Origin of the sequence: Kitasatospora sp. NPDC058115, from assembly GCF_042884635.1 — a bacterium.
GTDB lineage: Bacteria > Actinomycetota > Actinomycetes > Streptomycetales > Streptomycetaceae > Kitasatospora.
Map to the genome: position 1 here is coordinate 19,389 of NZ_JBHVTL010000039.1, position 14,948 is coordinate 34,336.

Here is a 14,948-nt window from a genome sequence, read left to right on the forward strand (position 1 = left end):
AACGGGACGTCAGTGGCACGTGATATGCAGTGCATCATCCGATTGGCCGTTTCGAGGCCATACGAACGATGCCGACGGCCGTGCCGGTCGACGAGGTCTCAGGGGGGCCGCACCATGTCCATTTTCCGCCGCCTGGCCGGGCGGAAGCCTCCGCGTTCGCTGCCCCCCGTGCTGGACCTCTCGCACGGCGACGAGGAGCTGCGCCGGCTGCGCGCCCTCGCCGACGCCGGCGACTGGGCCGCGCTGCGCCCCGCCCTCGCCGCCGTCCCCGACCAGGCCGAGCTGACCTGGCTGCTCAACCGCGTCTCCGACGTCGAGGGCACCGAGGAGTGGCTCGCCAAGGCCGTCGCGGAGCGGCCCGAGGACACCCTCGCGCTGCTGCTCTCCGGCGCCCGGCAGATCTCCTGGGCCTGGGAGGCCCGCACCGGCGCCCGCGCCAAGCACGTCACCGAGGACCAGTGGCAGCTGTTCGGCGAGCGGCTGGAGACCGCCGAGGAGCAGCTGCTGGAGGTGGCCGAGCGCGAGCCCGGCTGGCTCGCCCCCTGGTACTTCCTCCAGGTCGCCGCGCGCGGCGCCTCGCTCGGCCGCACCGTCGCCACCACCCGCTTCGAGGCCGCGCTGCGCCGCGACCCGGAGCACCTCGGCTCCCACCAGCAGCGCCTGCAGCAGCTCTGCGCCAAGTGGGGCGGCTCCCACGAGCAGATGCACGCCTTCGCCCGCACCGCGATGCTCGGCGCGCCGGAGGGCAGCCCGCTCGGCGAACTGGTCGCCATCGCACACCTGGAGCACTGGCTCGACCTGCCGGACGGCGAGGACCACGCCTACCTGACCGGCCCGGCCGTGCGCTCCTCGCTGCGCGAGGCGGCCCTGCGCTCCGTCCTGCACCCGGCCTACCGGCGCCGGCGCGACTGGCGGTCCACCCACAACACCTTCGCGATGGTCCTCTCGCTCGCCGACGAGCGCGAGCTGGCCCACGCGGTGTTCGCCACCCTCGACGACGTCGCCACCGAATGGCCCTGGTACTACCTGGGCGGCGACGAGGCCGGGAACTACCAGGTCCACCGCGACCGCTGCGCCCCGCGCTGAGCGGTCCACCGGCCCGCCCCGCGGCCCCCCGAAGCCCGACACACCCCTTGCGATCGAAAGAGCCACCGGTGTCCCCATCCGAGAACCCGACGAGCGCGCACACCTTCCAGGTCGACCTGCGCGGCCTGGTCGACCTGCTCTCCCACCACCTCTACTCCAGCCCCCGGGTCTACCTGCGCGAACTGCTGCAGAACGCGGTCGACGCGATCTCCGCCCGGCAGGCCCTCGACCCGGCCGCGCCCGCCGCCATCACGGTCCGCGCCGACGGCGACCTCACGGTCACCGACACCGGCATCGGCCTGACCGAGCAGGACGTCCACACCTTCCTCGCCACCATCGGCCGCAGCTCCAAGCGGGACGCCGACGGCGGGATCGACGGCGCCGGGCTCGCCCGCGCCCGCGGCGACTTCATCGGCCAGTTCGGCATCGGCCTGCTCGCCTGCTTCGTGGTCGCCGACGAGATCACCGTCGTCACCCGCTCCGCCGCCACCCCCGACGCCCCCGTCATCGAGTGGCGCGGCAGCTCCGACGGCCGCTACACCATCCGCACCCTGCCCGCCGACGCCAAGCCCGAGCCCGGCACCACCGTGCGCCTCGCGCCGCGCTCCGACGCCGCCGAGTGGACCCGCGCCGACCGCGTGCTGAGCCTCGCCCGGGACTTCGGCAGCCTGCTGCGCCACGAGGTCACCGTGGTCGACGGCCGCGGCGACGCCACCCTCGTCAACCGCACGCCGCCGTGGGCCGCGCAGCACGGCTCCCCGCTGGCCCGCCGCGAGGCGCTGGCCGCGTACTGCCGCTCCACCTTCGAGTTCGCCCCGCTCGACACCATCGAGCTGGACCTGCCGCTGGTCGGCCTGCGCGGCGTGGCCTACGTGCTGCCCGAGGCCGTGCCGCCGTCGCGCCGGGCCGGCCACCGGGTGCACCTCAAGGGCATGCTGCTCTCCGACCACGCCGACGAACTCCTGCCCGACTGGGCGTTCTTCGTCCGTTGCGTGGTCGACACCGACGGCCTGCGGCCCACCGCCAGCCGCGAGGGCCTGTACGCCGACGAGACGCTCGCCGCCGTCCGTGACGCGCTCGGCGCCCGGATCCGGGACTGGCTCACCGGCCTGTCCGCCAGCGACCCGGCGCTGCTCCACCGGTTCCTCTCGGTGCACCACCTCGCCGTCAAGCAACTCGCCCGCTACGACGACGAGTTGCTGCGGATGCTGCTGCCCTGGCTGCCGTTCGAGACCACCGACGGAAACGTCACCCTGGACGAGTTCGCCCGCACCCACCCGGTGGTGCTGGTCACCCGGACCGTCGAGGAGTTCCGCCAGGTCGCCCCGATCGCCGGCGCCGCCGGGCTCGGCGTCGTCAACGGCGGCTACACCTACGACCGCGACCTCGTGCACCGGCTGCCCGAGATCCGCCCCGGCGCGTCCGTCGCCGACCTCGACCCGAGCACCGTCACCGCGCACCTCGACACCGTCGACCCGGCCGCCGAACTCGCCGCCTCGGCCTTCCTCGCCACCGCCCGCGAGGTGGTCGGCCGCTTCGACTGCGACGTCGCCCTGCGCAGCTTCCACCCGACCAGCGCGCCCGCCCTGCTGCTCGACAACCGGGAGGCCCGGCACGAGCGCACCCGCGCCCAACTCGCCGACGAGGCCGACGGGCTGTGGGCCGACATCCTCGGCTCGCTGCGCGCCGAGGTGCCCCGCGCGCAGCTCGTCCTCAACCACCTCAACCCGCTGGTCCGGCGGGCGGCCTCGATCGGTGACCGCGAACTCGCCGTCACCGCCGTGGAGACGCTCTACGGGCAGGCCGTGCTGCTCACCCGCCGGCCGCTCACCTCCAGCGAGAGCGCGCTGCTCAACCGCTCGTTCATCAGCCTGCTCGACCACGCGATGCTCGGGCACGAGGCGGCGTCCGGCGGTACCGGTGGCGGCGCCGGCAGCAACGGCAGCGGTGGCACCGGTGGCACCGGCGGCGCCGGTTCGAAGGAGGCGTGATGCTGAGCAGCATCGACGCGGTGATGACCGCGCTGCGCGAGAACGACGCCCGCCCCTACGGACGGCAGCGGACCGTCACCGCCGAGGAACTCGTCGACGCCGCCGAGCAGTTCGACGACACCGCGGTCCGCGCCATGGCCCTGCTCGAACTGATGGAGGCCTACGAGTACGACGGCGAGCGGAGCAAGTCCCCGGTCGTCTTCGCCCGTGTCCTCAAGCTCTGGGACAAGGACCCGGAGGGCTTCGGCGAATGGTCGCAGCAGCAGGTGTTCTGGCGCTTCAAGTGGGTCTCCACCTCGCTGATGGGCACCCCCGACGTGCCGCTGGCCGCGATCCGCCGCTGGCACGAGGAGATGCGCAGCCGCTACCGCGCCGCCGAGCACGGCCTCCAGCCGTACTACGCCCAGCGCTTCCACCTCGCCGCGCACATCGGCGAGGACGTCCAGGACGCCTACGAGCTGTGGGCCGGCCGGCCGCGCACCGAGCTGAGCGACTGCCACGCCTGCGAGATCCGCGCCCGCGCCGTCCACCACCTGCGCCGGGGCGACGACGCGACGGCGCTGGACGTCTGGCGGCCGGTGCTCGACGGCGAGGCCACCTGCGCGGAGGAGCCCTACGTCAGCCACGCCCAGGCGCTGCTGCCGCTGCTGCGCCAGGGCCGGCTGGACGAGGCCCGCTCCAGCCACCTGGTCGGCTACCGCTTCGCGCGCGGCAAGAGCGGGCTGGCCCGTTCGGTCGGCCTGCACATCGAGTTCTGCGCGCTGTCGGGCAACGAGCCGCGCGGCCTGGAGCTGCTCGCCGAGAACCGTGACCTGTTCGGCGTCACCGGCGACCCGGTCAGCCTGCTCGACTTCCTGACCTGCGTCGAGGTGCTGATCGCCGGCCTCGCCCGGGCCGGGCACGGCGAGCTGGCCGTCAGCGGCCCGCCCGGCAGCGGGTGGACCGTGGACACCCTGCTCGCGCACGTGCGCCGCGAGGCGGACGCGCTGGCCGCCCGCTTCGACGCCCGCAACGGCACCGACGCGGTCGGCGCCCGGCGGCGCGAGCGGCTGGCCGCCCGTCCGCTGCTGGCCGAGCCGCTCGCGCTCGGCGTGCGGGCCGCGGCCGCGCCGGAGCTGGCGGCCGTCCCGGTCGTCCCGGCGGTTCCGGCCCGGGAGGTGGAGCCGGAGCCGGAGGACTTCACCGCGCTGGTGCTGCGCGCCCGGGAGCTGCGGCTGCTCGGCCATCCGGACGCGGACCGGCTCTGGAAGGTGATCGACGACCGGTTCGCCGCCGCCGGGGGATCGGTCGAGGACGCCTCCGAGGACGCCTCCGAGGAGGCCGGCGGAGGGCCGGAGGGGCTGCTCGACGCGTCGGCCGGGTCGCTCGGGCAGCTGCGGGCCGAGCTCGCCGAGCGGCGGGCGCACGAGGCGCTCGACCGCGCCGACTGGGAGGAGGGCGCCGCCCAACTGCTCGCCGCCGGAGGCCTGTTCAAGCGCGACGGGCTGCCCGGCCGGGCGCTTGCGGCCCGGACCAGGGCGCTGGTCGCCGAACTCGTCCGGGACGACGACGGGGAGGGGGAGGGCGGGGCCGCCGGTCCGGCCATCGACTGGCCGGCCCTGGACGCCGCGCTGGCCCGCGCCGAGCAGCTGGCCGCCACCGGGGCCGCCGGCGGCGCGCCGGGCATCTCGGACGACGACTACCTGATCGTCCTCCAGTGCCGGGCCTACGCCGCCCACCAGCAGCTGGTCCGGGCGCTGCCCGAGCCGCCGGAGCAGCCGCCCGCCGAACTGGCCGCGCGCTTCGCCGCCACCGTCACCGCCTACCGCGAGGCGGCCGCCGCGCGCGGCTCCGTGCGGCGGCTGTCCGTCGCCCGCCAGTACGCCGCGGACGCCGCCGCCCGGCAGGGCCGGACCGTCGAGGCGGCGGCGGAACTGCGCGTCGTCATCGCCGAGTTGGAGCAGGGCGGGCAGCCCTGGCACACCCCTCGGGCGTACGGCCTGCTGGGGCAGGCGCTGCTGCAGGAGGGCGAGCGGGCCGAGGCCGTCGAGGTGCTGCACCGCGCCCTGGCGGCGGCCGCCCGCTGGGCCGACGAGTCGTACCCGTTCGCCGCCACCTACCTGATGGCCGGGCACGCCAGTGCCCACCTCGGGGACACCGGCGGCGCGATCCGGGCGCTCTCCGAGGCGGCCTCCCGGTTCGACCGCATGGGCCCGGAGGGCGTCGAGGACGCGGCCCGGACCAGGCTGCAGCTCGCCGACCTGCTGACCGGGGCCGACCGGACCGCCGACGCGGTGGCCGTGCTGGAGTCCGTGCTGGCCGACGCGGCCGCGGCTTCGGGGGCCGGCGCCCTGGACGAGCGGCTGCTCGCCCAGGCCCGGCTGGACCTGGCGCGCGGCCTGTTCGCGCTGGACGAGGACCGCGACGCCGCCGAGGAGTACCTGCGGCTCGCCGCCGTCCTGGAGGGCTGGACCGAGGACCTCCACCTGCGCACCATGGTCGCGTCGGAGGCGGCCGTGGCGCTGGTCCACGCCGACCGCTGGGAGGCCGCGCACGCCGCCCGCGCCCGGGCGCTGGCCGCCCACGAGCAGTGGCCGCAGCCCGGCCCGGTGTCCGCGATGCTGCGGCAGTTCGCCCGGATGACCGCGCAGAAGGACGGCCCGGACGGCGTGGAGCCGGCGCTCGCCCGGCTGGCGGAGGCGGACGCCGTGCGCGAGCGGCTGGAGCGCGAGGAGCCCGGGGCCGAGACCTGGTACCCGCGCGCCGCCGTCCACTACGAGCGGGCCCGGGTGTACGCGGTCGGCGGCCGCTACGAGGAGGCGCTGGCCGAGGCCGAGCGGGCGATCGCCGGCTACGAGGAGGGCGGCGAGCAGGCCGAGACCCCGCGCGCCGAGGCCGTCCGGCTGGCCGCGCTGATCGAGGGCACCGACCTGGGCCGCGTCGCGGCGGCCCGGGAGCGGCTCACCGTCGCCGTCGAGCGCTGCCGGGCGCACGGCATGGAGGAGGCGGCGTCGATCCTCGCCGAGCTGCGCGAGCGCCTGGCGGAGTGACGCCCGTGCGCCCGGGCCGCGACCGGCGCGGCCCGGGCGCCCCCGGCCGTACGGACGGGCGCGTCCGTACGGGCGGGCGCGTCCGTACGGGCGGGCGCGTCCGTACGGCCGGGCGGGGGCGGTTCAGCAGGGGCCGTCGTCCGACCAGACGCCCCACTGGCCGCTGGAGCCCGGATTCTCGTTCAGGGTCCACCACTTGGCGTGGTACTTGTGGCCCTGGTAGGAGACCTTGGTGCCGCCGACGTACACCGTGCCCGCGTTCCACGGCGGGTCCGCGCAGACGCCCGGGCTGGTCGGGGGCGTGCTGGGCGGGGTGGTCGGCGGGGTGGTGGGTGGGGTGGTGGGTGGGGTGGTGGGCGGGGTCGCTCCGGCGAACCGCACCGTGAACTTGGTGAAGTCCCAGTCGTTCTGCGCCACGCTGGAGCAGGAGCCGGAGAGCCCCGGGTCGACCGGGCCCGGGCACTGGCGGTCCCGGTTGACCGACCAGTAGGTGTAGCGGGCCATCCGGTGCGCCAGCGCGAAGTCCAGCACCGTCTGGAAGTCCGCCTGCCGGAAGTACTCGGCGACGTCGGTGCGGCCGTTCATCTGCGACACGCCCTCGTGGGCGTAGGCCTCCGCCTCCGACCAGCCGAAGGTGGTGCGCAGGATCTGGTTGAAGTTCACCAGGGCCGAGGTCTGCGCCGCGGCGCCGTTGAAGCCGCCGTCGAACGGCATGATGGAGAAGTTGTCGGGCGTGAAGCCCTGCGCCTTGGCCTCGTTGAGCATCTGCTGCCCGAACCAGCCGGTGCCGGCGGCGGTGCCGGCCGTGGTGACCGAGATGTACAGCCCCGGATTGTCGTGCTGGAGGATGCGGGCCGCGCCGATCTCGTTGCGGATCGCGGCCGTGTTCTCGTACTCCGGCTCCTCCAGGTCGAAGTCGAGCGCCTTCAACTGGTACCGGTCGACGACCTTCTGGTACGCCGCCGCGGTCGCCTCCGGCGTGCCGCAGGTCTGGCCGAGCTTGGTGCCGCCGTAGCCGCCGATGGAGACCGACACGTCCCCGCCCTTCGCGCGGACGGTCTGGATCACGGCCGGCATGGTGGTGTCGGTGTCGATCGGGGACCGCCCCAGGCCGGGACGCAGCCGCCCTTGGCCAGGATGAAGGCGAGCTGGAAGGCCTTCTGGCCGGTGGCGTCCATCACCGTGGAGACGTCCGGCGGGCTGTTGTCCTCGGGCATCAGGTACGGCGCGGAGGCGTACCAGTTGCTGCCGATGCCACCGGCCGCGCCACCGGGGGCGGCCGTGGCGGCCGTGGTGGTCGTCGCGCTCGCGGCGACGGCCACCAGCCCGCCCGCCACCAGCCCGAGCACCCCGGCCAGCGCGGCGGCGACGCGACGGCGGGGCGGGTGCGCCGGTGGTTCCGGCTGTGGGGGAAGTGCACGTTCCATCGGGGTCAACCTCTCCAGGAAACGGCGGAGTCCGGCCCGCCCGCGCCGATGTGGGGGCGGCGCGCCGGGTCCGGCGGAACCCCGCGCCGGGGCCGGGCCGCCACGAGGTCGTCACTGGTATAGACCTGCCCCCGGCGACCGTCAACCGCCCCCACCACAGCTCCGCGTGCGATCCGCCACACCCCACGATCCGGGCACTCCTCCCGTGGTCCGGCGCGGATTCCGCGTCAGGCCCTAGAGTTGACGGGTGGTCGATCAGACGTGGAACAAGGTGGACGGGCAGGTTCGGGCGGGTGCCATCGTGCAGGCCGGTTCCGTCGGGGAACTGCACGTGCACGAGGCGGTCGCGCCGGTGGCCGCCGTGCCGTGCCAGCTGCCGCCGGCGCTCGCGCACTTCGAGGACCGCGCCGAGGAACGCGCCCGGGTGCTGGCCGCGGTCGCCGAGGGCGCGGGCGACGGCGGCGGGCCACTGGTCGTCGCGCTCAGCGGGATGGGCGGGATCGGGAAGACCGCCCTCGGCTTCGAACTCGCCCGTGCGCTGCTCGACCACTGCCCCGACGGCGCCCTTCACGTCGACCTCGACGACCTGCGCCGCGACGGCACCGTGGAGACCGCCGACGCCCTCGGCGACCTGCTCCGCGCGCTCGACCCGCAGCTGCGGCCGGAGCCCGAACTCCGCGGTCGCGTCCGCCAGTACTGGACCGCCACCCAGGGGCGGCGGCTGGTCGTCGTCGTCGACAACGCCCGCAGCGGCGCCGAACTGCGCCCCCTGCTGCCCGCCTCCGCCGCCGGCATCGTCATCGTGGCCAGCCACGGCCCGCTGCACGACCTCGACGGTGTCCGCCTCGTCGACCTGCCGCTCGGCCCGCTCGGCCCGGAGGACGCCGTCAACCTGCTGCGCCGGACCGTCGAGGACCCCCGGTTCGCCGCCGACCCCGGGGCCGCCGCCGAACTCGCCCGCCGCTGCGCAGGACTGCCCGCTGCGCTCTACGTCGCGGGCCGCTGGATCCGTCGCCACCGGCGCCGCGAACTGCGGCGGCTCGTCGAGGACCTGACGACCGAACTGGACCGGGAGGGACTTCCCGTGGTGGAAGCCGTGTGGGACGCGGCGTACGCGAGCCTCGGCCCCGACGCCGCCCGGCTCTACCGGCTGCTGCCGCACCACCCCGCCCCCGTGGTGGGCGACCACGCGGCCGCGGCCCTGCTCGGCACCGACCCGGACCGGGCCGCCGACGCGCTGGACGAACTCGACGCCGCCGGGCTGCTGGAACGGCGCCCCGACGGCCTCGGCATGCACGCCCTGCTGCGCGGCCACGCGCTGCGCCGGGCGCGGGCAGCGGCGGACGGCGCGGTCGATGCCGCTTCGGCACGGGTCCGGCTGGTGCGCTGGTACCGGCGGCAGGCCGGCCGGGCCGACCTGGTCGCCGCCGGTCCCCGGCTGACCGTCTCCGCGCCCGCCGCCGAGGCGCCCGCCTCCGCCGAGGTGCCGGATCTCCCGTTCCCCGACGCCACCAGCGCCCTGCGCTGGCTGGAGGACGAGCGCCTTGCCCTCTACGGCTGCGTCCGGATCGCCGCCGAGGACGGGCTCGACGAGGAGGCGGTGGCGCTCTGCGAAGCGCTCTGGACGCACTTCCTCGACCACCGCCACTACGCCGACGTCATCGAGGCCTTCGGCCACGGCGTCGTCGCCGCCGTGCGCGCCGAACGGCTTGCCGCCACCGTCCGCATGCGCTGCCAACTCGCCCGCCCGCTGTGGGAGCAGCACCGCTACGAAGAAGCTGCCGAAGAGCTGCGGCTCGCCGTCAACGGCGCCAGGCGGCTCGGCGACTCGCCCGAGGAACGCAAACTCCGGGCCTCCGCCGTCGAGTTCCGCGGCAAGCTCGCCTCCGTGCGCGGCGACTGGGCGGCGGCCGTCCCGGACTTCGAGGCCGCCCGCGAGGAACACCGGGCCATCGGCAACGCCTACGGCGTGATGCTGCAGACCTACCTGCTCGGCCGCGCGGCCGTCGCACTGGGCGAACTTCCGCGAGCCGTCGAGCTGCTGAGCGAGGCGCACACGGCGGCCGGCGACCTCGGGCGGGACCGCATGACCGCCCGCACCGGCTTCGAGCTGGGCGGCGCCCTCCGCGCAGCGGGCCGCCACGAGGAAGCCACCCGGCTCTACGAAGCCGCCCTCGCCGCAGCACGCGCCCGCCGCTCGCCGGGCGACGAACTGCGCGTGCTGGAGGCCCTGGCCGCACTCGGCGAGGAGACCGGCGACCCCACCGCCGCCGCCTACGGCGCAGCCGCCGCCGCCCTGCGCGGCCCGGACGGGACCGGCGGCCCCTTGATGGCCTGAGGGCGGGCCGCGGAGTGGAAGGTCGGCGGGTCCGACTTCTGGATCCACGCCGCGTTTCGCCCGGGAGGAATCCATGCGGGTGGATGAACTGGTGGCCGCGGGGCGGCGGAGTGGGAAGTCGGCTGGGCCGACTTTTGGATCCGGCTCGCGGCGAGCAGGGGCGTCTATGCGCGTAGATCAAGCTCCGCGGCCTGGGGTGGGGGTGGGGTGGGTGGCGTGCAGTGTTGTCAGGAGGCCGGTCACGGTGGGGGTCCAGGGGCGGCCGGAGGGGCCGGTGAGGGTCAGGGTGCGGTGGGTGGGCGGGTGGATGGGGACGAGGACGCAGTCCGGCGGGAGCATGGGTTGGGCCAGTGCCGGGATCGCCGACACGCCCACGCCCGCGTGCACCATGCCGATCAGCGTGTTGAGGTCCCGGATCCGGTGGCGCGGGGCGAAGCGGACGCCCGCCCGGCGGTAGGCGTCCCGGATGTGCCGCTCGCAGCCGCCCTCGGAGAGCAGGAAGTCGTCGTCCTCCAGGTCGGCCACGTCGACGGCCGGTTCGCCCGCGAGCGGGTGGTCGCGGCGCAGCAGCACGTGCATCGAGTCCGCGCCGAGTGCGACCGCCCCCGGCGGCACCGGGTCCGCGTCCACCAGGACCGCCGCGTCCACCGTGCCAGCCTCCAGCCAGACGCCCAGTTCGTGGTCCTCGCCCTCGAACACCCGGACGGTCAGCCGGGGGTGTGCGGCCCGCCAGTCGCGCAGCAGCCCGGGCAGCAGCCCCTGGCAGACGGTGGTCGGCGCGGCCAGCCGGACGGTACCGGTCAGGCCGCCCGAGTGGTGGGCGGCGATGGTCCGGACGGCGGCGGCGGAGGCGACCGCCGTGCGGGCGTGCGGCAGGATCCGCTCGCCGAGCGGCGTCGGCCGGGCCGGGGCGCTGCGGTGCAGCACGGGAGCGCCGAGCACCCGCTCCAGGGCGGCGACCGCGTGCGAGACCGCCGACTGGCTCACGCCCAGTTCGGCCGCCGCCGCCCCGAAGCCGCCCGCGTCCGCCACCGCGACCAGCGCCCTGAGCTGGGCGAGGTTCACCTCCGACGTCATGAGACCTCCTCATCCGTGCCGCATCGTCACTTGTTGGACTCATGGTCGGCCGACCGGTCACCCTCTGTCCATCGACGAGCGGTGCGGTGCGAGCGGGAAAGGCGGGTGGCCGGTGATGGGACGGCGTTGGTGGCCGGGGTTCGTGGTCCTGTCGGCGATCTGGGGGTCGAGCTTCGCCCTGATCAAGGTGGCGGTGGACGCGGGGGTGCCTCCGGTGTGGGTGGCGGCGTGGCGCTGTCTGCTCGGCGCGAGCGCGCTCTGGGCGGTCCTCGCCGCCCGCCGCGAGTCCGCCCCGCGCGACCTCGCCACCTGGGGCCACTGCGCGCTGGTCGCGCTGCTGCTGAACGCGGTGCCGTTCGTGCTCGTCTCCTACGGCGAGACCCGGGTCAGCTCGGTGCTCGCCGGGGTGGTGAACGCGACCACCCCGCTGTTCACCCTGCTGTTCGCGCTGGTCGTGGTGCCGGGGGAGGCGCGCCCGGGGCGGCGCCGGATCGCCGGGCTCGCCCTAGGTTTCGCCGGGGTGCTCACCCTGCTGGGCGTCTGGCACGGCTTCGGCTCCGCGTCCGGGACCGGGGTGCTGGCCGGCGGCCTCGCCTGTCTGGCGGCGACCTGCTGCTACGGCGCCGGCTTCGCCTACCTGCGCCGCCACCTCTCCACCCGGCCGCACTCGGCGGCCGCCCTGTCCGCCGCCCAGATCACCTGCGCCGCCGTCGAACTCGCCGTCGCCGCCCCGGTCGCCGCCGGCGTCCCGCGCTGGCCCGGCGCCGGGGCCGCCGCCGCGCTGCTGGTGCTCGGCGCGCTCGGCACCGGCATCGCCTACGTCCTCAACCTCGACCTGGTCCGCACCGCCGGCACGGCCGTGGCCGCCGCCGTCACCTACGCCACCCCGCTCTGGTCGACGGCGCTCGGAGCGCTGCTGCTCGCCGAACCCGTCGGCTGGAACACCCTGGTCGGCGGCCTCGCGGTGATCGCCGCCGTCGCGCTCACCCGGCAGCCGCCCGCCGCGCCCGGTGACGGGGCGCGGGCCGGCCGCCGGGGCCGGAGGGAGCGTCAGCCGGTCGGTTAGGGTGGGCCGATGGGCACGGGGTGGGAGGCGGACGGGGGAGCCGAGGCGGCGGGCGCGGCCGGTGCGCCGCCGACCTCGCCCACCGTCGCCGTCCGGGCCGCGCTGCGCGCCCGCCCGCTGCGCTTCCCGTTCACCCGCGACGCACTGCGCTGCTGGGCCTACCTGGTCGGCGGTGCGCCGCTCGGGCTGCTGGTGGCCGTCCTGCTGGCCGTCCTCGCCGTGCTCGGCCTCGGGCTCGCGGTCGTCGGCGTCGGTCTGCCGCTGCTCCTGGCGCTCGCCTTGTCCGGCCTGCCGGTCGGCGCCCTGGAACGCCGCCGGCTCCGGCTCGTGGAACCCCTGCCGGTGCCCGACCCGCACCGCCCGCTGCCCGGGGCCGGCCGCCGCGCGCGGCTGCGGACCCGGCTGCGCGAGCGCGCGACCTGGCGCGAACTGGCCCACACCCTGCTCGTCGGCCCGCCGCTCACCGCCGCCGGGTTCGGCCTGATCGCCCTGCTGGTGTTCTCCGGGGCCCTGGTCGTCAGCCCCGTCGTGGTCTGGGCGATGGCCCCGGAGAGCGTCATGCTGATCCCCGGCCACGCCGTCCCGGGACCGCTGCACGCCCTGCCCGCCACCGCCGTCGGCCTGGCCGGGCTGTTCCTCGGCGGCTACGCCGCGGCGCTGCTCACCACCGTCCACGTCCGGCTGGCCCGGCTGCTGCTCGGCCCCCGTGAGGAGGGCCTCGGGCGCCAGGTCCTCGAACTGACCCGCTCCCGGGCCCGGCTGGTCGACGCCTTCGAGGCCGAGCGCCGCCGCATCGAACGCGATCTGCACGACGGCGCCCAGCAGCAGCTCGTCGCCCTCACCATGACCCTCGGCCTCGCCGCCCACGAGCTGCGCGGGCGCGCCGCCGCCCCGGGCGCGGGCGCGGGCGGTGGCGGTGGCGGTGGCAGTGGCAGTGGCGGCCCGGTCCCGGACGCCGCCGGGGACCCGGTGCTCGACCTGGTCGACCGGGCGCGCGGCGAGGCCCGGCAGGCGTTGGAGCAACTGCGCGGCCTGGTCCGCGGCATCCACCCCCAGGTGCTCACCGACCACGGACTGGCCGCCGCCGTCACCGAGGTCGCGCTGCGCCACCCGGTCCCCGTAGAGGTCGACCTCGACCTGCCCGGACGGCTGCCCGGCCCGGTCGAGTCCACCGCCTACTTCACCGTCACCGAGGCGCTCACCAACGCCGCCAAGCACAGCGCCGCCACCGCCGTCACCGTCCACGGGCGGGTCGAGGGCGACCGGCTGGTGCTCCAGGTGACCGACGACGGCCGCGGCGGGGCCGACCCGGCCGCCGGGGCGGGGCTCCAGGGACTGGCCGACCGGGTGGCGATCCTGAGAGGACGACTGATGGTGACGAGTCCGATCGGCGGGCCGACCAGGCTCCGGCTGGAGGTGCCGTGCTCCGGCTAGTCATCGCCGAGGACGCCGTGCTGCTCCGGGCCGGGCTGGTCGAACTGCTCACCCGGGGCGGCCACCAGGTGGTCGCGGCCGTCGGGGACGCGGACGCCCTCGCCGCCGCCGTGGACGCGGACCGGCCGGACGTCGTCGTCACCGACGTCCGGATGCCGCCCGGCTTCCGGGACGAGGGGCTGCGCGCCGCCCTCGACCTGCGCGGGCGCCACCCCGGCCTGCCCGTTCTCGTCCTCTCCCAGTACGTGGCCACCCCGTACGCGACCCGGTTGCTCGGCGCGGCGGGCGCCCAGCGGGCCGGGCTCGGCTACCTGCTGAAGGACCGGGTCGGCGAGGTGTCCGAGTTCCTGGACGCGCTGCGCCGGGTGGCGGCCGGGGAGACGGTGATCGACCCGGAGGTGGTCCGGGTGCTGCTGCGGCAGCAGTCCGCCGACCGTCCGATCGCCCGGCTCACCCCGCGCGAGCGCGAGGTGCTGGGGCTGATGGCGGAGGGCCTCAACAACCAGACGGTCGGCGCCCGGCTGAGCATCACCGAGGCGTCGGTGGTGAAGCACTGCGGGAACATCTTCATGAAGCTCGACCTCGACCCGGTGGAGGGCAACCGCCGGGTCCTCGCCGTGCTCGCCCACCTCGCCGACCTGCGCGGCGAGTAGCCGGGACGCCGGGGGCGGCGTGGTTCGGCGCGGCACGGCGTGGCCCGGTCCGGCACGGCACGGCACGGCACGGCACGGCGCGGTCCGGCTGTCGGTGCCGGGGCCTACGGTGCCGCCATGACGGACTTCGTCCTCGTGGCGGGTGCCTGGCTCGGTGCGTGGGCCTGGGACGAGGTGGTCCCCGGCCTGCGCGCCGCCGGGCACGGCGTCCACCCGCTGACCCTCACCGGCCTCGCCGAACGGCGCGGTGAACCCGCCGGGCAGCAGACCCACGTCCAGGACGTCGTCGACCTCGTGACGGCGCGCGACCTGCGCGAGGTGGTCCTGGTCGGGCACAGCTACTCCGGCATCCCGGTCGGGCAGGCCGCGGATCGGATCGGGGACCGGCTCGCCCGGCTGGTCCTGGTCGGCGGGAACGTCCCGGTCGACGGGCAGGCCTTCGTCGACGCCGGGCCGTGGGGCGTCGCCGTCGCCGAGGCGATCGGTGCCAACGACGGCTTCTGGCCGCCGCCCGCCGCCGCCGACTTCGCGGGCCAGGGTCTGACCGGCGAGCAGATCGCCCGGCTCGTCGCCGGCTCCACCCCGCACCCCGGCGACACCCTCACCCAGCCCGCCGCCTTGACCGGCCGACTCGCGGCCCTCCCCGCGACCTACCTCACCTGCCTCCTCGACAGCCCCGAACCCCCGCCCGCCGTCGCCGCCCTCGTCCGTGACGCCGGCTGGCACCACGCCACCCTGGACACCGGGCACTGGCCGATGTTCTCCCGACCCGCCGACCTCGCCGAGGCCCTGTTGGCCGCTGCCGCCCGCTGATCGCCGCCTCCCGGCACGCCCCGCCGCCGGCCCC

At 76.3% G+C, this 14,948-nt stretch carries 9 protein-coding genes and 1 pseudogene; 8 read left to right on the forward strand and 2 right to left on the reverse strand.

Annotated features, from left to right (window positions below; translation table 11 throughout):
* Positions 1 to 114: 114 nt before the first annotated feature.
* The 3 genes from ACFVVL_RS31815 (at position 115) to ACFVVL_RS31825 (ending at position 6,106) form a co-directional block, all read left to right on the forward strand.
* A complete protein-coding gene (locus ACFVVL_RS31815) occupies positions 115 to 1,086 on the forward strand; it encodes a hypothetical protein (RefSeq protein WP_387681345.1) in 972 nt (323 codons plus the stop codon).
* A 68-nt stretch (positions 1,087 to 1,154) separates the two neighbouring features.
* Positions 1,155 to 3,077 (forward strand): HSP90 family protein, encoded by a 1,923-nt coding sequence (locus tag ACFVVL_RS31820; RefSeq protein ID WP_380294829.1) that lies wholly within the window; start codon positions 1,155 to 1,157, stop codon positions 3,075 to 3,077.
* Positions 3,077 to 6,106: a hypothetical protein gene (locus tag ACFVVL_RS31825; RefSeq protein ID WP_387681349.1), complete on the forward strand. Its 3,030-nt coding sequence runs from the start codon at positions 3,077 to 3,079 to the stop codon at positions 6,104 to 6,106. Before ACFVVL_RS31820 ends, ACFVVL_RS31825 begins: the two co-directional genes overlap by 1 nt.
* A 123-nt stretch (positions 6,107 to 6,229) precedes the next feature.
* On the opposite strand, the pseudogene ACFVVL_RS31830 reads toward ACFVVL_RS31825, so the two are convergent.
* A pseudogene (locus ACFVVL_RS31830) lies at positions 6,230 to 7,428 on the reverse strand (chitinase).
* Between the two features lie 352 nt (positions 7,429 to 7,780).
* Between ACFVVL_RS31830 and ACFVVL_RS31835 the strand changes: the two are divergent.
* Complete coding sequence (locus tag ACFVVL_RS31835; protein WP_387681352.1) at positions 7,781 to 9,871, forward strand: NB-ARC domain-containing protein; 2,091 nt, start codon at positions 7,781 to 7,783, stop codon at positions 9,869 to 9,871.
* A 177-nt stretch (positions 9,872 to 10,048) separates the two neighbouring features.
* On the opposite strand, the gene ACFVVL_RS31840 is transcribed toward ACFVVL_RS31835, so the two are convergent.
* Positions 10,049 to 10,948, reverse strand: a complete 900-nt coding sequence (locus ACFVVL_RS31840) for a LysR substrate-binding domain-containing protein (protein WP_387681355.1) — start codon at positions 10,946 to 10,948, stop codon at positions 10,049 to 10,051.
* 115 nt (positions 10,949 to 11,063) lie between these two features.
* Between ACFVVL_RS31840 and ACFVVL_RS31845 the strand changes: the two genes are divergently transcribed.
* From ACFVVL_RS31845 to ACFVVL_RS31860, 4 genes are all read left to right on the forward strand, one after another.
* Positions 11,064 to 12,014: a DMT family transporter gene (locus ACFVVL_RS31845; protein WP_387681358.1), complete on the forward strand. Its 951-nt coding sequence runs from the start codon at positions 11,064 to 11,066 to the stop codon at positions 12,012 to 12,014.
* A 9-nt stretch (positions 12,015 to 12,023) separates the two neighbouring features.
* Positions 12,024 to 13,448, forward strand: a complete 1,425-nt coding sequence (locus ACFVVL_RS31850; protein ID WP_387681361.1) for a sensor histidine kinase — start codon at positions 12,024 to 12,026, stop codon at positions 13,446 to 13,448.
* Positions 13,436 to 14,101, forward strand: a complete 666-nt coding sequence (locus ACFVVL_RS31855; RefSeq protein ID WP_387681364.1) for a response regulator — start codon at positions 13,436 to 13,438, stop codon at positions 14,099 to 14,101. The genes ACFVVL_RS31850 and ACFVVL_RS31855 overlap by 13 nt, the downstream gene beginning before the upstream one ends.
* A 117-nt stretch (positions 14,102 to 14,218) precedes the next feature.
* On the forward strand, positions 14,219 to 14,914 hold the full coding sequence (locus tag ACFVVL_RS31860; RefSeq protein ID WP_387681366.1) for an alpha/beta fold hydrolase: 696 nt from the start codon (positions 14,219 to 14,221) through the stop codon (positions 14,912 to 14,914).
* Positions 14,915 to 14,948 lie beyond the last annotated feature (34 nt).